Annotated in this window: 21 protein-coding genes; 4 read left to right on the forward strand and 17 right to left on the reverse strand. The window is 56.9% G+C overall.

The features are described 5' to 3' along the window. The first annotated feature begins 81 nt into the window (after nt 1–81). From Q0903_RS08715 to Q0903_RS08730, 4 genes are all read left to right on the forward strand, one after another. Nucleotides 82–1,764 carry a calcium-binding protein gene (locus Q0903_RS08715; RefSeq protein WP_299414655.1) on the forward strand — a complete coding sequence of 561 codons (1,683 nt, stop codon included), beginning with the start codon at nt 82–84 and terminating at the stop codon, nt 1,762–1,764. 108 nt (nt 1,765–1,872) lie between these two features. Further along, nucleotides 1,873–2,895 carry a pyruvate dehydrogenase (acetyl-transferring) E1 component subunit alpha gene (gene pdhA, locus Q0903_RS08720; protein WP_299030721.1) on the forward strand — a complete coding sequence of 341 codons (1,023 nt, stop codon included), beginning with the start codon at nt 1,873–1,875 and terminating at the stop codon, nt 2,893–2,895. A gap of 3 nt (nt 2,896–2,898) precedes the next feature. Beyond that, nucleotides 2,899–4,278: a pyruvate dehydrogenase complex E1 component subunit beta gene (locus Q0903_RS08725; protein ID WP_299414657.1), complete on the forward strand. Its 1,380-nt coding sequence runs from the start codon at nt 2,899–2,901 to the stop codon at nt 4,276–4,278. A 12-nt stretch (nt 4,279–4,290) separates the two neighbouring features. Further along, a complete protein-coding gene (locus Q0903_RS08730; protein ID WP_299414659.1) occupies nt 4,291–5,592 on the forward strand; it encodes a pyruvate dehydrogenase complex dihydrolipoamide acetyltransferase in 1,302 nt (433 codons plus the stop codon). A 140-nt stretch (nt 5,593–5,732) separates the two neighbouring features. Here Q0903_RS08730 and cysE read toward each other — a convergent pair whose 3' ends face one another. The 17 genes from cysE to Q0903_RS08815 all read right to left on the reverse strand — a co-directional run bounded on the left by cysE (nt 5,733) and on the right by Q0903_RS08815 (nt 19,180). Further along, nucleotides 5,733–6,545: a serine O-acetyltransferase gene (cysE, locus tag Q0903_RS08735; RefSeq protein WP_299414661.1), complete on the reverse strand. Its 813-nt coding sequence runs from the start codon at nt 6,543–6,545 to the stop codon at nt 5,733–5,735. Nucleotides 6,546–6,617: 72 nt separating this feature from the next. Further along, nucleotides 6,618–6,905 carry a hypothetical protein gene (locus tag Q0903_RS08740; protein ID WP_299414663.1) on the reverse strand — a complete coding sequence of 96 codons (288 nt, stop codon included), beginning with the start codon at nt 6,903–6,905 and terminating at the stop codon, nt 6,618–6,620. Beyond that, a complete protein-coding gene (locus Q0903_RS08745; protein ID WP_299414664.1) occupies nt 6,902–10,837 on the reverse strand; it encodes a glycoside hydrolase/phage tail family protein in 3,936 nt (1,311 codons plus the stop codon). The genes Q0903_RS08740 and Q0903_RS08745 overlap by 4 nt, the downstream gene beginning before the upstream one ends. Next, a complete protein-coding gene (locus Q0903_RS08750; protein WP_299030715.1) occupies nt 10,837–11,277 on the reverse strand; it encodes an NlpC/P60 family protein in 441 nt (146 codons plus the stop codon). Before Q0903_RS08750 ends, Q0903_RS08745 begins: the two co-directional genes overlap by 1 nt. Further along, nucleotides 11,274–12,161 carry a DUF2163 domain-containing protein gene (locus tag Q0903_RS08755; protein WP_299414666.1) on the reverse strand — a complete coding sequence of 296 codons (888 nt, stop codon included), beginning with the start codon at nt 12,159–12,161 and terminating at the stop codon, nt 11,274–11,276. Before Q0903_RS08755 ends, Q0903_RS08750 begins: the two co-directional genes overlap by 4 nt. Continuing rightward, a complete protein-coding gene (locus Q0903_RS08760; protein ID WP_299030713.1) occupies nt 12,161–12,793 on the reverse strand; it encodes a DUF2460 domain-containing protein in 633 nt (210 codons plus the stop codon). Before Q0903_RS08760 ends, Q0903_RS08755 begins: the two co-directional genes overlap by 1 nt. A 16-nt stretch (nt 12,794–12,809) precedes the next feature. Continuing rightward, the gene (locus Q0903_RS08765) at nt 12,810–13,475 is read right to left on the reverse strand and encodes a phage tail tape measure protein (RefSeq protein WP_299414668.1); all 666 of its coding nucleotides are present in this window, start codon (nt 13,473–13,475) and stop codon (nt 12,810–12,812) included. Continuing rightward, nucleotides 13,465–13,674, reverse strand: coding sequence for a rcc01693 family protein (locus tag Q0903_RS08770; RefSeq protein ID WP_299030711.1), 210 nt, complete (start codon nt 13,672–13,674; stop codon nt 13,465–13,467). The genes Q0903_RS08765 and Q0903_RS08770 overlap by 11 nt, the downstream gene beginning before the upstream one ends. Further along, the gene (locus Q0903_RS08775) at nt 13,671–13,985 is read right to left on the reverse strand and encodes a gene transfer agent family protein (RefSeq protein ID WP_299030710.1); all 315 of its coding nucleotides are present in this window, start codon (nt 13,983–13,985) and stop codon (nt 13,671–13,673) included. The genes Q0903_RS08770 and Q0903_RS08775 overlap by 4 nt, the downstream gene beginning before the upstream one ends. A gap of 2 nt (nt 13,986–13,987) precedes the next feature. Beyond that, nucleotides 13,988–14,416, reverse strand: coding sequence for a phage major tail protein, TP901-1 family (locus tag Q0903_RS08780; protein WP_299030709.1), 429 nt, complete (start codon nt 14,414–14,416; stop codon nt 13,988–13,990). A 6-nt stretch (nt 14,417–14,422) separates the two neighbouring features. Continuing rightward, nucleotides 14,423–14,863: a DUF3168 domain-containing protein gene (locus Q0903_RS08785; RefSeq protein WP_299414670.1), complete on the reverse strand. Its 441-nt coding sequence runs from the start codon at nt 14,861–14,863 to the stop codon at nt 14,423–14,425. After that, complete coding sequence (locus tag Q0903_RS08790) at nt 14,860–15,198, reverse strand: phage head closure protein (protein ID WP_299030707.1); 339 nt, start codon at nt 15,196–15,198, stop codon at nt 14,860–14,862. The genes Q0903_RS08785 and Q0903_RS08790 overlap by 4 nt, the downstream gene beginning before the upstream one ends. Beyond that, nucleotides 15,195–15,794: a head-tail connector protein gene (locus tag Q0903_RS08795; protein ID WP_299414672.1), complete on the reverse strand. Its 600-nt coding sequence runs from the start codon at nt 15,792–15,794 to the stop codon at nt 15,195–15,197. Before Q0903_RS08795 ends, Q0903_RS08790 begins: the two co-directional genes overlap by 4 nt. Before the next feature lie 179 nt (nt 15,795–15,973). Beyond that, on the reverse strand, nt 15,974–17,143 hold the full coding sequence (locus Q0903_RS08800) for a phage major capsid protein (protein ID WP_299414674.1): 1,170 nt from the start codon (nt 17,141–17,143) through the stop codon (nt 15,974–15,976). Then, nucleotides 17,140–17,769 (reverse strand): HK97 family phage prohead protease, encoded by a 630-nt coding sequence (locus tag Q0903_RS08805; RefSeq protein WP_299414676.1) that lies wholly within the window; start codon nt 17,767–17,769, stop codon nt 17,140–17,142. The genes Q0903_RS08800 and Q0903_RS08805 overlap by 4 nt, the downstream gene beginning before the upstream one ends. Nucleotides 17,770–17,790: 21 nt before the next feature. Further along, nucleotides 17,791–18,018, reverse strand: a complete 228-nt coding sequence (locus tag Q0903_RS08810) for a hypothetical protein (RefSeq protein ID WP_299030703.1) — start codon at nt 18,016–18,018, stop codon at nt 17,791–17,793. Further along, complete coding sequence (locus tag Q0903_RS08815) at nt 18,011–19,180, reverse strand: phage portal protein (protein WP_299030702.1); 1,170 nt, start codon at nt 19,178–19,180, stop codon at nt 18,011–18,013. The genes Q0903_RS08810 and Q0903_RS08815 overlap by 8 nt, the downstream gene beginning before the upstream one ends. Nucleotides 19,181–19,342: the final 162 nt, after the last annotated feature.

Consider the following 19,342-nt stretch of genomic DNA (forward strand, 5'->3'; position numbering starts at 1 on the left):
GCAACTGCCTTTTGTGCTTGACTGCACACCTAGTGCGTTTAGCCTCAGAGGCCAAATGTATATAAAGGCGGGATAATTTTTATGGCTAATCTTTACTGGGATCCATCGGGAACGCGTGTAGATGGCATCATCTCTGGTGGCAGCGGCTTTGCATCTAATGCCGAGACATATTGGACCAACACATTGGGTGATGCGGCCCTGACCCCTGTCGAGGATGACACCCTCTATTTCACCGGCCTGTCCGGAGATGTTATGATTGGTGACGGGTGGACGCCGGAAAGAAACCTATACATCCAGACAGACGGTTACCGCTTTATGGGTGGGGCGATTGAGCTGGATAATGACAGCTCATATGACGTGGTCTATTTCCAGATTGGCGACAGAGATGGACCGGCTATCACCTTCTTTGTTGAAAACAGCTTTACTGCGATGAATTCAACCAACAATGCCTTGGGCTTTCGTGGCGCTGTTGGCAATGGGACCGCCTCGACAGTACAATTCACCGGCACAACCGACGTCAGACAATTCGCACTCAGCAACAACATCGAGTTCCAGAACAACGGTATCGTAGAAGCAACGAGTGGACTGTTCTTTTATAACGACAGCTACTTCAACAACCTTGGCACAGTGATAACAAGCAGCATCTACCTGTCAGATCAATCGTTCTTTGAAAACCACACCACTGTCGAAGCAGTAGTCCGTCGCTCCGAAGGTACATTTATCAATCACGAAAATGCGTTCATTGGTACCGGAACTTCTCCGGCGTTTAGCCTTGGCGCATCCGACGCTGATCCGTTTTTGCTGATCAACCGTGGACAAATTCTGGGTGACATTGAACTGCGCTACAGCCGTACGGAAATTCGCGATCATCAGTCCGAAGTTCGTCTGGAGGGAGGTCACGTTGTTGGCGATATCACGCTGGGCAACGACAACGATATCTTCCACGCGATCGGGGATGCGACCTATGCTGGGTCAGTTTTTGCTGGCACGGGCGACGATGTGCTGACCGGTGCGCGACAAGATGATGATTTCTTCGGTGGCAGCGGAAACGACACGATTGATGGTCTTTCAGGTGATGACACTATCTCGGGTGGCGACGGGGATGACGTTATATTCGGCCGCTCTGGTTATGACAGTATCCGCGCCAACAATGGCGACGATACAATAAACGGCGGCACCGGACGCGACACCATCATTGGCGGTGAAGGCGATGACCTGATCGTTGGTGAAACCGGCTCAGACAGTCTTAGCGGAAATGCGGGGAATGATAGCATTTACGGGAACGAGGGTTCAGACAGCTTGTACGGGCACAATGGTGACGACATGCTGTACGGTGGCTTCGGTCATGATCAGATGATCGGCGGAAATGGCGCGGACAAGCTAAGGGGTGCAAACGGTAATGACACGCTGAACGGCGGGCTTGGGGCTGATACGTTGAATGGCGGTGCAGGAAATGATGTTTTCGAATTCACTTATGTTAGCCACCTCACGGGCCCTACTGGTGCAATGGAAACAATCGAATCCTTTGTAAGTGGCAGCGATATTATTGATTTATCGGCAATAGATGCCGTTGCCGGTGGTATTGACGATGCGTTCACTTTCCGCGGCACTGATACCTACACCGGTACAGCAGGTGAAATCCGGATATTCGAGCGGCCAGATGGCTTGGTGCTCAGATTTGACCTCGATGGCGACAGAACAACCGACCGAACCTTGCTGGTTCAAGATGTCACCAGCCTGTCAGAGACCGATTTCATACTCTGATTACAGGTCGAACTAAAAAGGCGCTCGATTTCCCGAATGAATGCTATATGATGTAGTTTAACGTTAAACTACATTTGAATACCCATTCAGAATAGGGAGGTCGACCGCATGGCCGCAAAGAAAGCAACCAAAGGTCCCGACAAGGGCAGCAACGTCTCCGCAGAGGAGTTAAAGGCGTATTACCGCGATATGTTGCTTATCCGCAGGTTCGAGGAAAAGGCAGGCCAGCTTTATGGCATGGGTCTGATCGGCGGTTTCTGCCACCTGTATATCGGGCAAGAGGCCGTTGTTGTCGGACTGGAAGCCGCAGCCGAGGAAGGCGACAAGCGCATCACCTCTTACCGCGATCACGGTCATATGCTGGCCTGCGGGATGGATCCCAACGGCGTCATGGCCGAGCTGACGGGCCGCGAAGGCGGCTATTCCAAAGGCAAAGGCGGCTCCATGCACATGTTCTCGAAGGAGAAGCATTTCTATGGTGGCCACGGCATCGTTGCAGCGCAGGTACCATTGGGTGCAGGTCTGGCATTTGCGGACAAGTACAAAGAGAATGGGCGCGTCACGTTTACCTATTTCGGGGATGGTGCCGCGAACCAGGGTCAGGTCTACGAGGCATTCAATATGGCCGCCCTATGGAAGCTGCCTTGTATCTTTGTAATTGAGAACAACCAATACGCGATGGGTACATCGCAGCAACGCTCCACCTCCTCCGCCGAGATTTACGAGCGCGGCAATGCCTTTGGCATTCCTGGAGAGGCCGTAGATGGCATGGACGTACTGGCTGTGAAATCCGCAGGCGAGACTGCTGTAAAGCACTGCCGTTCCGGCAAAGGCCCCTATATTCTGGAGATCAAGACATACCGCTATCGCGGCCACTCCATGTCTGACCCGGCCAAATACCGCACCCGTGAGGAAGTGCAGAAAATGCGCGACGAGCGCGATCCCATCGAGGCGGTCCGCACTTTGTTGCTGACAGGTAAACACGCGACCGAGGATGACCTGAAAGCCATCGACAAAGAGATCAAAGGCGTCGTCAACGACAGTGCCGAATTCGCAAAAGAAAGCCCCGAGCCGCATCTGGACGAGCTCTGGACCGATATTTACGCCGATACAATCCCGCAGGAGGCATAAACCATGGCCACTGAAATACTCATGCCCGCCCTGAGCCCGACAATGGAAGAAGGCACGCTGGCTAAATGGCTGGTCAAGGAGGGCGATACCGTCTCCTCCGGTGACATCATGGCCGAGATCGAGACCGACAAGGCCACGATGGAGTTCGAAGCCGTTGACGAAGGCGTTATAGGCAAAATTCTGGTCGCTGAAGGCACAGAGGGTGTAAAAGTAAACGAGGCGATCGCGATTTTACTAGAGGAAGGCGAAGATGCTTCGGCTATGGATGATGCCAAGGCGCAGCCCGCAACGGCGCCCGTTCCCGCGGATAAGGCGCAATCCTCCGAAACCGCCCCCGCAGACAGCAAGACACACCCTGCCCCTCAAGCTGACACTTCGCCCGATTGGCCCGAAGGCACGAGCCTGAAACAGCAGACAGTGCGCGAAGCATTGCGCGATGGCATGGCCGAAGAAATGCGTAAAGACGGTGATGTCTTTATCATGGGCGAGGAAGTCGCCGAATATCAGGGCGCTTACAAGATCACCCAAGGAATGCTGGACGAGTTCGGCTCCAAGCGGGTGATCGATACGCCGATCACCGAACACGGGTTTGCGGGTATCGCTGTAGGCGCGTCCTTTGGTGGGCTAAAACCTATCCTTGAGTTCATGACGTTCAACTTTGCCATGCAAGCGATTGACCACATCATCAACTCGGCCGCCAAGACGCTATATATGTCGGGTGGTCAGATGGGCGCGCCGATTGTGTTCCGTGGCCCCAATGGTGCCGCTGCACGCGTGGGGGCGCAACACTCGCAAGACTATGCTGCATGGTACATGCAGGTGCCTGGTCTCAAGGTTGCAATGCCCTACTCTGCGTCGGACTATAAGGGTTTGATGAAGACGGCGATCCGCGATCCAAACCCCGTAATCTTCCTTGAAAACGAGATACTCTATGGTCGCTCTTTTGATGTGCCCGAGATCGACGACTATACGGTCCCGTTTGGTAAGGCGCGTATCTGGCGGACAGGCGAGGATGTCACAATCGTCAGCTTTGGCATCGGGATGACCTACGCATTGGAGGCCGCCGACAAACTTGCAGAAGAAGGCATCAGTGCCGAAGTGATCGACCTGCGTACATTGCGTCCGATGGATACACCGGCAATAATCACATCGGTCATGAAAACAAACCGGCTTGTGACTGTTGAAGAAGGCTGGCCACAAGGCAGCGTTGGCAGCTATATCTCCAGCGTTGTGATGCAGGAAGCGTTTGATTATCTTGATGCGCCCGTGATCAATTGCACTGGCAAGGATGTGCCAATGCCATATGCTGCCAACCTCGAAAAACACGCACTGGTGACAACTGCCGAAGTCATCGATGCCGTAAAACGTGTCACCTACAAATAAGGAGCGGTCAAAATGCCCATAGAAATCCTAATGCCCGCCCTAAGCCCAACGATGGAAGAAGGCACATTAGCCAAATGGCTGGTCAAAGAAGGTGACAGTGTCGCCTCTGGCGATGTGATGTGCGAGATCGAGACCGACAAGGCCACGATGGAGTTCGAAGCTGTGGACGAAGGGGTGATCGGCAAAATCCTTATTGCCGAAGGCACCGAAGGCGTGAAAGTGAACGCCGCTATTGCCGTTCTACTAGAGGATGGTGAAAGCGCGGACGACATGAGTGCTGCGCCGGCAGCCGCACCTCCCCAAGCGCCCACGCCATCACAGCCCGCAGCCGCTGAACCCGCGGCAACGGCACCCTCCGTTGGTGCAAAACCTGACGGTACCCGCATTTTTGCCTCCCCTCTTGCACGCCGCATTGCAGGGCAAAAGGGCCTCGATCTTGCGCAGATCAAAGGGTCAGGCCCACATGGCAGAATCGTAAAGTCCGATGTGGAAAATATGGATGAACAAAGCGCAGCGCCCGAAAGCTCTGTTGCCGCCAGCGCACCATCCAAGCCCGCGACACCTTCAGCTGTTATGGCGACGGGCCCCTCTAGTGATGCGATTGCCAAAGTGTATGAGGGACGCGAATACGAAGAGATCACCCTCAACGGCATGCGCAAAACGATTGCTGCCCGCCTGACAGAAGCCAAGCAAACCGTCCCGCATTTCTATCTGCGCCGCGACATTCATTTGGATGCGCTGATGGCGTTCCGCGCACAACTGAACAAGCAGCTTGAGCCGCGCGGGATCAAGCTGTCAGTCAACGACTTTATCATCAAGGCGTGCGCGCTGGCGCTACAACAGGTGCCCGATGCGAACGCGGTCTGGGCTGGCGACCGTGTATTCAAACTCAAACCATCCGACGTCGCCGTCGCTGTGGCAATCGAAGGTGGTCTCTTCACACCGGTTCTGCAAGACGCGGAGATGAAATCACTCTCTGCACTAAGTGCCGAGATGAAAGACCTCGCCACCCGCGCTCGCGACCGCAAACTTGCACCGCATGAATATCAGGGCGGCAGCTTTGCGATTTCCAATCTGGGCATGTTCGGGATCGACAATTTTGACGCCGTGATTAACCCGCCCCATGGTGCCATCCTCGCGGTCGGTGCAGGTACGAAGAAACCGGTCGTCGGCGCAGATGGTGAGCTTGGCATTGCGACCGTTATGTCTGTCACACTATCCGTCGATCACCGTGTTATCGACGGTGCCTTGGGCGCTGCTTTGCTCGGCGCGATCAAAGACAATCTGGAAGCTCCTATGACTATGCTCGCCTGACGCAAACCCTGCTTGGCCTGATATCTAGTGGAAAGTTTGAGTGGCGTAGCCTCTCATCGCTGCAATCAGGGAGGCGACAAAACACAAATAAAAAGCCGGAGAAATGCTCCGGCTTTTTTTCATTTATTCTACTGAAAGGGTTAGTCTTCCCAAGGTCCCAGCATATGGTTCATAGAGACTGCAGGTTGATCACACCCTGCCTCGCCTACAATACGCGCGGGGATACCGGCGACAGTTTTGCACGGTGGGACCTCTTCCAGCACAACAGAACCCGCAGCAATTCGGCTGCAATGACCTACACGGATATTACCCAGTACTTTGGCCCCTGCTCCGATAAGAACTCCGTCACCAATTTTGGGATGACGGTCCTCTTCCTCTTTGCCTGTCCCGCCCAGCGTGACGGAATGCAGCATTGATACATTGTCGCCCACAACAGCAGTTTCACCAATAACGATGGAATGGGCATGATCAATCATGATGCCTTTGCCAATGCGCGCACCGGGATGAATATCCACACCAAAAATCTCGGAAATCCGCATCTGGAAGAAATAAGCCAAATCATGCTGCCCATGCGTCCAGAGGTAATGACCTACACGGTAGGCCTGCACCGCCTGATACCCCTTAAAATAGAGGATCGGCTGCAACAGTCTATGGCACGCGGGGTCCCGCTCAAAAATCGCGACCAGATCAGCGCGTGCCGCATCCACAAGATTAGAATCATCGGCATAGGCTTGCTCGACGACTTCACGCACCACCATCATGGACATCTCGTTAGACGCCAGTTTGGCTGCGATGCGATAAGACAACGCTTTTTCGATAGAGGAGTGGTGCAAAATAGTGGCATGCACAAATCCGCCGATCAAAGGCTCGTCAGACACAGCTTTTTGCGCGTCGCGATTAATCTGGTCCCAGACAGGATCAACAGATGCGATTCGGCTTTGCGGGTTGGCCATAACACCGGTTCCTTTTGTACAGCTACCCGATACATCTAACCTTTATGGCGCGTTGTGCAAACCCGCAGCCTATCACAATTCGCGACGTCGCTGCGCCAATACATCCGCAACCCGCGCGATTGCCAAGAGATACTCGTTGGTATCTTCCACAATGCATTGGCTTTCTTCATAAGAAATAGCTGCATGACGCAAGCTGCCATCGCCCCAGAGCGGGTGGATTTTGCGCAGTCTTTTTACATATTTGTCCGCAAAATGTGCCCGCCAGATCAGATCATGGCACAGCTGCGCGCGTGCAGACGGCGCTGCGGCTTGCACCACACGCGCGGCATGGTGCAAATCACAAAGCCCGATCTGCCTCACGGCGCGGATACTGTTATCTGCTTGAACGGCCCCGCCCCGAAAGTTGCAGAGGTTTGGGCAACTGCAACCTCGAATGGTCGTGTCACACCGTCGGCTTGCTGCCGGGCTGCTGAATAATCATATATGGGTGTCGCTGCGGTATCTTCACGCAGAACCGTCCCTTCTTTGACAATCCGAACGACATAGCTCTCTGTCTCTTCGCCCAGTGGCACTTCCACGTTCTCCCAGGCATCGCCATCAATACGGGTACGACGCACCCAAGAGAGCGATAGCCCACCGTCTGCACCCGCTACCGCGCGCAGATGCGCTGGTGAAAACGGGCGTAACCCATTGCCTTGGAAAGACCTCTCAAACTGGCGATAAGACGGATCATCCACAGGTCGCAGCGCAGGGCCGATACGGAAATGCTGCGATACGGTCCGCATGTTTCTGCCCAGATCAATTTGCTGCGGCACAGAGTTTAACAATACGAACTGCGATCCTGCAGGCCAGACATCAGGCATCACCCCGTCAGACCCAGCCTGCCCGCGCAATCTGTGGCTGAGCAGATAGGTTTGCGGCGCGATCAATTCAGCATTGGCAAACTGGAACACTTCCCAGCCATCGCTGCTGCCATCCCCGATCGCGGCCATATTGGCCCCGCTCAAAAGCGCATCGGTATCCACACTTTCGAGGCGGCCACTGATCAGTTTTACCTCCAGTGCGTTGCCGCGGTCGATCACCCCTGCACAGGCCCGCCCCATCAAAGAGCGCGTCACACCAATAGTGGCGCGTATCGGCAAGACGGAATTCAAGGCATAGTTCTGATCCGTCAGGCTCGAGTACAATGCGACGCTGCCTGGCCAGGGATTGGCGCTGGCCGCCACGTAGGGCGCATATGGCACTTCGTCACCTGTCAAAAGCGGCAGATCAAGGAAGAGCGGATAGACTGGAACAGGCGCTACAAAACGGCGCAAACTCACCAGCTCGTCTGCCAATGGCGCGGGCTGATAAACCTCAGGGTCGATCCGCACTGCTTCCACTTGCTGAAACTCTGCCTGATCCACACGGTCAATCCGGTACAATGATGCACCTTCCCCCTGATCTGCCGGAATTGTCACAACATCCCCCGCCCGAACTGCCGTTTTCGAAGGTGGCAACGCAAATTGCACTGTTTCACGGGCAATGCGCGCTTCATTCAGCCATCGCTCGGCTACCTGACGGCCTTCGGCGCGGGTAAGAAGCATGGAAAACTCTGTTGTTGCAACTGCATGAGTTTGCTCATCAGGTAAAACCGCTTCTTCCGAGATTACATCATAACTTGCGTCCGCTTGAACAAAGCGCAGCCGGACACGACCTGACAATGCTACCTCGGCCTCGCGAACTTGCACTTTTGTACCGTCAAGATCAGGGCTGACCGCAAAGTAGGCATCATCCAGTTCCGCAGCGCGCAAGCCGTCCCTCATGCGGAACTTTAGTACCCCGTCCCGTTCAATCGCGTCAAAGCCATAACGGATCATGAGAGGCTGCAAGGACGCGCGCGCATCCGCTACATCCGACACACCATATCCACGCACCAAGCCATAAAGCCCGTCTGTGTCATAGGCCGTCACACCTGAACGAAGGCAAATCTCTCCTACAACAGAAGCCAAGCTGCGCGACGACGTACGCCCGTTAAGCCAATGCCCCCGCGCATAACTCACCCCGTCGCTCCACAGCTCTCGGTTGTTGGGAAAATACGGATAAGGACGCACGTCCCAAGCCCAGACAAACGCACGCTGCATATTAATCATCGGGCCATCATATTCGATGCCATCGGGATTGTTCTCGGGCTGTGCCCAATAGTCGATCATCGCACGCAGATATTGCATCTGAATCAGATCATCGCGGCCTCCGTCAGAGTGGCGTGGCAAGCTGCTTTCGGACGATTTGAGATCCAGAAACTTGTTTGGCTGGTTCGTCGCCTTGTCGATGGCAGCGCATCCATACTCAGTGAACCAGACAGGTTTTTGGCCTGGCAGCCATTCGGTAGGATCATTTGCCCGCTCACCGTCGATACGGTTGTGGTGCAGGTTGCCCCACCAGTTCCGGATGTCCTTGTTGCGATATATCCAAGGCTCGTCATATCCACCGTCCGTGATCGGCGTGCGAATCTGCGCTTCTCGCTCTTCCGGCGAGCCGTAGTACCAATCGTACCCCTCACCCCCTTCGATATTTGATTGAAGATAGCGCAGATTATAGATGTCATCCCATTCCTGGGCATCCAGATGATCCACTCCGTCGCGCCAGTCAGACAGCGGCATATAATTGTCGATACCGATAAAATCGATATTCGGGTCAGCCCAGAGCGGATCAAGGTGAAACAAGCGGTCGCCTGTGCCATCCTGTGGCTGATAGCCAAAATATTCGCTCCAATCAGCTGCATAGCTTATTTTTGTATCTGGTCCAACAATACTGCGCACCTGTGCAGCCAGCACTTTGAATGCCTGAACCGCCGGGAACACGTTCCGCGCTGATCGAATTTGTGTCAGGCCACGCATCTCGGAGCCGATGCAGAACGCATCCACCCCGCCCGCCGCAACAGACAGCGCCGCATAATGCAAAATGAAACGCGACAGCGTCCATTCCTGCGGACCGGAATAGACCACAGCTCCGTCTTCGATCGTGAAATCCGATGCTTGTGCTGTTCCAAAGATCGCTGCAACTTCCTCCGAGGCGGCAGCAGTCTGGTCCGTTGAACCAGGACGACCCGGTGCATTGCCCAATGTGATCCGTCCCCGCCATGGCAACGCAGCTTGGCCCGTCTCGCCACTATAGGGATCGGGCAATGTGTTGCCCTCTTGTTGGTCCATTAGGATGAACGGATAGAACATCACCGCTTTGCCCGCAGCATTCATTGCCTGAATGGCCTCAATCACGGCTGCATCCGCAGGCGTCCCACCATAAATCGGACGCCCGTCGGCACCGCGCGCAATCACTTCGGCGCTATTGCGGTTCACTCCCGCTACCTGCCAAGGCATCTCTTCGCCCTCGACATCGGGGTCTTCTACCTTTGGCTGAACAAGGCACTCCCCGACACGCAAATCCGAACCGAACCACGACACAACCAACGAGGCTGCTTTCAGCTCAGGCAACTCCGCGTCGAGCGTTTCCAATGAGTTCGCAAAATCCGTTTTGCCTGTGGGAGAGTTAATATTCGCACTCCACTTTGCTTCGTTTTCCCCGCCGTAATTCACTGGCGTCGTAGCAAGCGAGTATTCCCCCGTTCCTGGGATCAGCGCGACCCCTTCCACACCATAGCTCAACGCATGGCTTGCAGCAGGCGCACCGCGCTGTTCGGGGCGAATGACCTCAAAGCTGAACTGCGGCACACGGTTGCCAAAACGCTGCAGCGCAAGTGCCTCCATTACGACATAGGCTGTACCACGATATGCAGGTACTTTGCCGACACCTTCAATCGCTTCCATCAGCGGATCGGGCTGCTGGTCGGGAGCCCCTGAATAGACTGTCATATTCAGATCATCAGGCGAAATTTCCTCACCGTCAGCCCAAACACGGCCAACGCGGGTGATCTCACCCTCACAAAGCGCGATCGCCACATTGACCGAATAGCTGTATTCTGTGGATTGGGCCTGTGACCCGCCCCCTTTGCCACCACCTGTCGTGCTGCTGACTTCCTCGAAATCCGAGGCCCAGATCACCTGACCGCCCAAACGCAAGCGCCCGTACAACTGCGCGACTGGATCACCCTCGCCCGCACTTGTCAGACGAAACCGGTCCACCTTGCCTGTCTCCACGGCCTGTGCGCCTGATCCTAGAATCTTTTGATCCACCACACGGCCCAACGTCGCGCCAACGGCACGCCCTACAGCCACGGATGAAAGCCCCGCTAGTGTGCCTCCGATAGAGCCCCCAACGGCGGCTCCGGCTGCTGAAAATAATATCGTCGCCATCAGGTGACCTCCTTGGGAAATTCAAAACACGCGACCACGCGGCGCCGCCACGGCGCCGTCAGCCCGCTCTCCACCACACCGTGACGGGTGTATGCATGAACGAAACGCGCCGTAGGGCCTGTCTGGGACAGGATACCCAAATGCTTGGCCACTGCGCCGTGCCGCATTCGAAACAACAACACATCACCACCCAGCGCTCGCGCTACCGGCTTGGGCTGCAAATGGCGTAATGCTGCCGCCCACAGTCTCTCTTCCCCCTGAGGTTCGGACCAGTCCATAGAATAAGCAGGGATCGCCTCGGGCTCCTGGCCATATAGCTCGCGCCAGACGCCCCGGATCAGGCCCAGACAATCACTGCCTGCACCACGCGTAGCTGACTGATGCACATAGGGGGTCCCGATCCAGCCCTTTGCAGCCATGACAATCTGTGCGCGGCTCATCGCAGCGAACCGCCGCTGTTGGCGTTATTGCTGCTCGGCACGGAAACAACCCAATCCTCACCAGGCAAATCGGGAAACCCCTGATAATTGTCAAAGTTGTTGAACTTCAAACGGCACGTCTCGACCCGCTTGTCACAGCCCGCAACAAGCCGCACTTGTGTTCCGGCAGTAACAGTCCCGCGGATCGGCTCCCACAGCTCAACTATTCGTTGCCCACCGTCGCTCCGGTCGGATTTTATCGTTCCCCACAGCCCTGCCGCGGGGCCATCAATAATTTCCAGCCTGCCACGCGTGAACCAATCAGTGTCAAACGCCAAAAAGTCATCCCAGACAAACCGCCGCGCGCCTTCGACCTTCTGCACATCAATCTGCTGGGAATAGCTTTCCTGCGCGAGGTTAAACCGGCAGTTTCCATCGCCCAGCACTGCCGAACATGGCTTTTGATACACCCTCCCCAAAGGCCGGTTTAGACCTTCCGTCAGGCCACGCAATTCTGCCCGAAATCCACCATCTGCACGGGTAAGCTCGCCGAGATGCCCGCGAAAATTCAGCCAATGCTGATCGGTGTCTGCCCAGTTCACCAACCAAGCACGCACTTCTGCTCCGTCAAACCGACCCTGCTCGATCTCGTCCTCACGCAAGGAAGCATCCGACAGTGCGCCCAGTGCCTCACTGTTGTCTACCGAAAGGCCGGTAGACTGCGCCAGCGCCAATGCACTCAGGCCAGTGTCTGCGCGAAATTCATAGCCGGCAAACCGCAGCGGCATGTCGTGATCGGTAAAGGCAAAAACTATTCCGTCTTTGCGGGTAATGGCCCAAGCATGGCAGACTGTAGTCAGTCCTGTACGCAAGTGCAGCTCAAGCCCTTCGTTGAAATCAGCCATCACACACGCACCTCGCGCACTGGAATGTCCGGTACCTGTCCTGCGTGAAAGCTGGCAATGTTGGTAAGAAGGCTGTCGCTGTCAAACCGCACAGGCACATCAAACTGATAGCCCGCAAATACGCGCGTATCAGGATCAGGTGGGTGAACAAAATTGATCATGCCGGTGGTATCATCAACCGAATAATCAATGCTCTCCTTTTTGTCGTCTTGCTCAACCGCGACAATCACAGTCCCTTTCACAGGCTTTGTAATAGGGCGCGCATAGGTATGCCCACCTGATCTGTAAGTCTTGATGATCTGGAAAGCAGTTGTGACACCATCTCCCAACGCGATCTGCTGATCACCGCGCGTAATATCCTGCGAGGGAATGGAGGATTTGTAATCCGACCAGTCTTTCCAGCGAAAACCGAACATCTGGCCATAACGCGCTTCATAAAACGCAATCACCGCTTCTACATCATCCAGCGAGCGCAGGCCCAGTCCTGCATCATAAACCCTACGCGAATGAGCCCAAGGCGTGTTGCGCTCCTCATACCCATTGGCAAGCGTCACCACATCGACCCGTCGTTGCGGCCCGCCTAGCGCGCCAAAGCTAAGGTCAGCCGGAAATTGTACCTCGTGAAAATTCATCGCGGTTCCCCTTTGATTATCGGTTTTTCTGACCCGCGCTCAGCGCGCGGCTCATCTGTGCGGCAATCTGCCCGCGTGAGCGTTGAAAACCCGCGACATCGGGGGTCGAGATGTTCATCACGACGGTCGGTGCGCCGCCGCCCCCATTGCCTGCCCGCACACCCAGCTTCCCGTCAGGCCCGCGCGCCAGCGGCATAATTGCCTCTGGTCCAGCTTCACCCATAACGCCCATGCCACCGCGCATGCCAAAATGCATCGCCTGAGAGACAACACCACCGTCCGCAAAAGGCATCACCCGCCCCGAACTGAACGGCGCGCCATTGGCAAAGGGCAAAATGCCCTGCACCAATCCTGTGACCCCTTGGGTCAGCAGCCCACCAAAGTGATCTGTCACAGGTTTGATCGCAGCGTTATAGGCGCTATTGGACAAGGACTGCGCAACAGTACTCAGCGCATCCGACAGCTTCATGCCATCAAACACAACGCCGTCGAATGCCTTGCGCAATCCGCGGCTTAGACCTTTCTCAAGGGTCGCCACATCCTTGCCTGTCGCCGCCAGCGAGGTACTCATCCGCCGCAACTCGCTATCGAATCCTGAAACCAGAATAGCCGTCTGGCCCAGGGTCTGGTTCAGCTCCGAAGCGTCTGTCGCCAGATCGTCAAAACCCTCATCATCTCTCATCAACTTGATCCTTTGTCTTGTCGGGGTAAGCAGCCATCAGGGCTGCCAGCCCCGCGCTCAGCATCGGTGCCTTGCTCGCATCGCTACCCAGCATCAGCTGTAATTCCGCAGGCGTCAGCGCCCAGAAGGCATCTGGTGTCAGGGCCAGTCCATGCAGGCCCGCACGCATCAACGACGGCCAGTCAAAACCCTCACTCACGAGGTCACCACAAACGCCCGTGCAAGCAGCTCTGCAGCAGCTTGGGCCGCGCGCATCGGGCCCCCTTCGATTTCGGCCTGCGCCAGTGTGTCTGGGTCCATTGCGATCCCACCACCTCGCATCCCTGCACTTAGCAACGCCAGGACATCGCGGCTGCTAAACCCGCCTTGCTCAAACCGCTGGACGAGCGCCATCAACGATGGCTCGTCCAGCTCCTCTTCCAACTCAGCCAATGCGCCCAGCGTTAGCTTCATTCGGTGGTGCTGCCCCTCGACGATCAGCACCACCTCTCCCCTCCACCGGTTTTCCATCGCTATTCAACCGGATCTACATAGGGGATGAACTCCAACTGACCCGCCGATGCCAGCGACAGCTCGTACGTAGCCTCCCCATTCAGTTGCCCCGCATATTCCAGCGAAGTCACCTGAAAGGGGCCCTCCACAATACCGAATTCAGGGATCACCACCTGAAAGTTCGGGGTCAGACCATCAAACAACAGCTGGCGCGCACGCTCGTCTGTGGCGGCGTCACGAAACACCCCCGAGCCGCTGATCGCAGCCGAGCGCACACCCGCACCCGCAAGCAATTCGCGCCAGCCACCCTCGCTGTCCAGCGCCGTCACATCAACGGCTTCTGCATTGAAACTGATGCGCGTTGCGCGCAAGCCTGCGATGGTCTCGAAATTACCATCAGTGCTCATATCTACTTTGACCAAAAGGTCCTTGCCTGCTTGAACAGCCATCGTCGATTACTCCTCTAGTGAACCGTTTTGTGTTGAAAGGTCGTCCTGCACCCGCGCACGGAACCGCAGATCAATCTGCCGCCCGCTGCCTGCATCCACCCGCTTGGCCGCTGCACGCTCGAACCTCAGCGAGACAAGCCTGCCACGCGCAAGCTCCAGCGGCGCATCATGCAGCGCGTCGCTGACAGCCGTTGCTGCGGCTTTCGCCGAGGCAAATCCGGGGTTTGTTGTGATTACAGAGACCGTCAGAAAATGCGCTGCACCCGCGCCACTGATGTCGGACGCCCCGCGTACCGTTTCCGTGCCAAGGCGGACGTATAGCTCTGGCACATTGCCTGCAGGAACTGCATCATAAATGCTGTTCCCGACCAGCGCGACCAAAGCGGCATCTGCCAGCAAGGCCTCATAGATCGCAGCCTGAAGCGCGCCTGAAACTGCATAGCTCATACCACCTGCTCCTCTTGGGCAAAGCAAGTCAGGTAACGGCCCGTCGCATCCGCCTCCGCCACCGCTTCAATGGTGAAAATCCGGCCGCCTTCGCGAAACCGTTGCTGTGCAGCGGGCCGCTGGTCGCTGCCCATCGGGGCCGCACGAACGGTGATGCGAAACCGCATGCGCGTGACGGGCGCACCACTCAGCGCAGTTTCGCGGCCACTGCGCTGAGCGACACTGCCCCACAGGATCCCTAGGGGCACCCAGCCTTTGGCAAATCCACCAGCGCCATCGCTCACCATATCAGGTGCCTCCAGCACCAGCCGGCGATTCAGGTGCGGCGCACTCATGCCCGCGCCCCCGAGCGGCCAAGACGCAGCATGCGGTAACGCTCGATCAACGAAGTGACACCGAATGGCATACAGCCGTCGCTCAGTGCCGTGTCATCGCGGTACTCATAGTAATGCGCGGCCAGCATCAGAACCGCCTGCTGCAAGTCTGGGGGTACATCGTCCCATTCAGGACCATAGCCTGCAAGGAAACGCACCCGCAGCTCCCCACCCGCTTCGGGGCTGGGCAAACAGGCCGCCGCTGCACGCACGCGTGGTGTTTGTGCGTCACGCTCCAACCAATACACGGCCGAGTTGACAATCTGCGCATCGCCGCTTCGCGACACCAGCTGCATGTCTACAACTACCGTCACCGGTGCCACCGTCAGCGCCACAACGTCGGATTTGGAAAGCACCGCCGCTATCTGGCTAAACTCACGCTCAATCAATACCTTGCCAGTGCGGGCTTCGACCGCTGCAATGGCCGCGCGTAAAAAGCCCATGATGACAGCGTCCTGCAACGCGTCTTCGCTAAATCCCGTTCCCATACGCACATGCGCCTTGAACGCTGCCACCGGCAGGGCCGCATCCGGTATATTCGTCTCTTCGATCAACATCCCAAAGCCTCTCTTAAACTTGCCTTACATGCCCGCACCGACAGGCAACTTCCCCTCCCGGACGCGCCCCCACCCCCGCATTGCTCGGTTGGAGGGGAGCAGCTAGACAATGCGGAGGAATATTCAGGGCGCGCGCCCGGACCCGAGCGGGTAACCCGCTCGGGCTTCAGCACTCCGGTTTACGAAGCGCCGAATTTCAGAAGCTTGATCGCGGCAAAGTCGCTCACGTCACCACCAACACGCTTGGTCGCATAGAACAGGACATGTGGCTTGGCGCTGAACGGATCACGCAGGATGCGCAGATCTGGTCGCTCGGCGATGGTGTAACCAGCGGCGAAATCGCCAAACGCCATAGCCATCTCGTCGGCACCTGCATCAGGCATGTCCTCGGCGATCAACACAGGATACCCCATCAGGCGCGCAGGCTCTCCCGCTGCCAGACCGTCAGACCACAAGAAACGGCCATCCATGTCTTTCAGCTTGCGCACAATGCCTGCTGTCTTGGAGTTCATCACAAAGGACGCATTGGCACGGTACTGCGCGCCTAGCGCATAGACGACATCCACAATCGCATCTGGCGTCACTTCACCGGAAATGCCCGATGGCACATATCCCAGATTGCCCCAGGTCCAGACATCATTGTCGACAGTCGCGTGGGCCAGAATACCCTTGGGCTTGTCGACACCATCCCCGTTAATGAACGCACCCGCTTCGGCACGGGCGAATTTGTCCGCAATGCGGCCCGCCAGCCAACCCTCGATGTCAAACGCTGCATCATCCAGCAGACGCTGGGACGCTTTGGGCAGCGCGCTCAACTCGTGCAGCTGCACGGTGATACGGTCGATCTGCGGTGTATCGCTCTCACCGATCGTCGACGCCTCAGTGGCCCAACCAGCACCCACATCCGAATGGTCTACCAGCACGTCATAAGATGTGGCCTCCACGTTCACGACACTAGCAATCGCGCGGATCGACGCCGTGGTGTTCAGCACGGATTTCACGATATCGGAGGTCTGCGGATCAACCAGATAGCCACCGTCAGAGTTTACAGCCGTGGACAGCGCCTTGCCCTCCAGCTCAAGCCCGCGCAGCCCGTCATCATCGCCGGAACGCACATAGGCGTTAAAGGCTTTCTTATGCGGCGCACCCGCGTCGGTGGCCCCCGCCAAAGGAGTACGGGCAGCAGTCAGTGTTTTACGATCCAGCATGGTCATTCGCTCTTCTGTTTGTTGAAGTTTAGTCTCAATGTCGGCTTGGAAGCCTTTGAACTGTGTGACAAAGCCGGTAACAGCCCGCCGCACATCCTCAGCCGGGGAAAGACCCGCGGCATCGTTGTTGGTATCGCTCATCTCGCGTTCCCCTTTTGGTTGCTTGAACGGGGCGCGATCTGCATAGTCGCTGCATCAAACACCCCCGCCATCTCACGCAGGACGTCTCCGATACGTACAAAACTGTCCGCCTTCGCCCCCACCCGCGCACTGGGAAGCATCGGGAAGGTCACCAGTGACACCTCCCAAAGCTCCAGTTCCTGCAAGAGCCGCTGGCCCTTGGTATTCTTGCTGGCTTTCACCGTACGGTAGCCGATGCTCAGCCCGTCAATCGCACCTGCATCGATCAGCGCAATCGCCTCACGCCCCTTTTCGACCGACTGCAAAATGCGCCCCTTGACGAACAGACCGCGCGCATCCTCACGCACCTCGTCCCACACCCCGATGGGCTGTGCCGGATCATGCTGCCACAGCATTTTGACACCACGCTTGGCTGCCTTTAGCGCTTTGAGGCTGGCCGCATATGCGCCCTTCTGAACCACGTCATTGCCCTGATCGACATCCCCGAAAAAGCTGGCGTAGCCCTTGATTTCGACACCGCCCTCAACCTTTGCCACCTCGTCCAACTGCATAAACTTGCGTTCAAGCGCAGGCATGCCTTCGCCATTCTCCGCACTCAGTGCGAAGCCATTTCCACTCATATCCATGGTATTCTCCTGTGTTGTCGTTCAGCCCGAGGGCGCCACCACCAGAAACGATTGCACCGCTTGTGCGATGATCACCGCTGCGACCCCATAAACCGTGAGCCAAAGGCGCTTTTCCAACCGCTCCATCATCAACTCGATCCGGTCCAACCGCTTGGCAAGATTATCGAAATGGATCGCACTCACCCGCTCATGGGCCTGCAGCCGCATGCCAGGCGCGCACTGAAACCGCTCTATCGGATGCTCATTCATCGGCAGCCACCGCAGGCAGCCCCAAGAGGCTGCGTTTCTCGGCCTGAGTCAGAAAATCCGCACCAGCAACACGCGCCCATTGCGCATCACGCTCTGCACTCAGCGCAGGGACCTGATCCAGATCAGGACGCAAAGCGACCACATCGCCGGCAAACCCCGACAGCCAATGCGCCAAGATCGCCGTTACCCGTGTCGCCAAAGGCAATACGGTCAAACGATAGAATGCACGGTGCGCTTCTTGGTAGTTGGCGTAGGTTGCGTCGCCCTGAATACCGATCAACATGGGCGGCACACCAAAGGCCAATGCTATCTCGCGCGCAGCCGCTTCCTTGGTTTTCTGGAACTCCATGTCCGAGGGCGAAAACCCCATAGGCTTCCAGTCCAGACCACCCTCCAGCAACATGGGACGCCCAGCATTGCGCGCGCCTTGGTGGTGGCTCTCCATCTCGCTCACCAGACGCTCGTATTGATCATTGGTCATCGCGCCCTGACCGTCCGCACCCTTGTAGATGATAGCGCCCGAAGGACGCGCTGCATTGTCCAACAGCGCTTTGCTCCAACGCGAGGCAGAATTGTGCACATCCACCGCCGTGGCAGCTGCCTGCATCGGGCTAAATCCGTAGTGATCGTCTTGCGGGTGAAAATTGCGCACATGGCAAATCGGTGTGCCTTGCGTCGCATCAAACCGGTGCTTGCGCCCCGATACCGCGTATTCATACGCGACAGGCCACCCGTCTGCACCCGGCACAACACTCATCCGGTCAGAGCGCAGCACATGCACTTCCAAAGGCAATCCCAGATCACCGCCCACAGCCTCCAGATACCCGTCGCCCGACAGCAATAGCTGCGCATAAAGCGCTTCCAACAGCTCCGCCCGTCCCTGCGCGCCATTGGGCCGCGCAATCAGGTCTAGTACAGGGTGGGTGTCATACCGCTGCTCGGCATCCTGACAGACCAGCGGCAAGGCTGCCGCCGCCTCTGCGATCAGCTTGACCGAGCGAAACCCGACAGGGTTGCCCGCAAAACCCGTGCGCGTCAGCGATACCGTATCCCGCGGGCTCCACGCGACGCGGCCTGCGCTTTGCATGGCCACCACACGGCCCGTTGCCGATGCTTTTGCCTCAGTGGGCCGTGCCGCTTCACGCTTTAGAAAATCAAACACTCAAGCTCTCCTATCCGATGTCCCGTGGCAGACCTGCTGCCGTGTCGTCTCTGAAAAACAATCTCTCATCAAAGTGTTAATCCTGCCGGACCAGAGCGTGCGCAACGCACGCAACACACAGACACAAACAAAAAAGGGAGGCCCAATGCCCCCCTTTCCCCA

Origin of the sequence: uncultured Sulfitobacter sp., from assembly GCF_947502895.1 — a bacterium.
Lineage (GTDB): Bacteria > Pseudomonadota > Alphaproteobacteria > Rhodobacterales > Rhodobacteraceae > Sulfitobacter.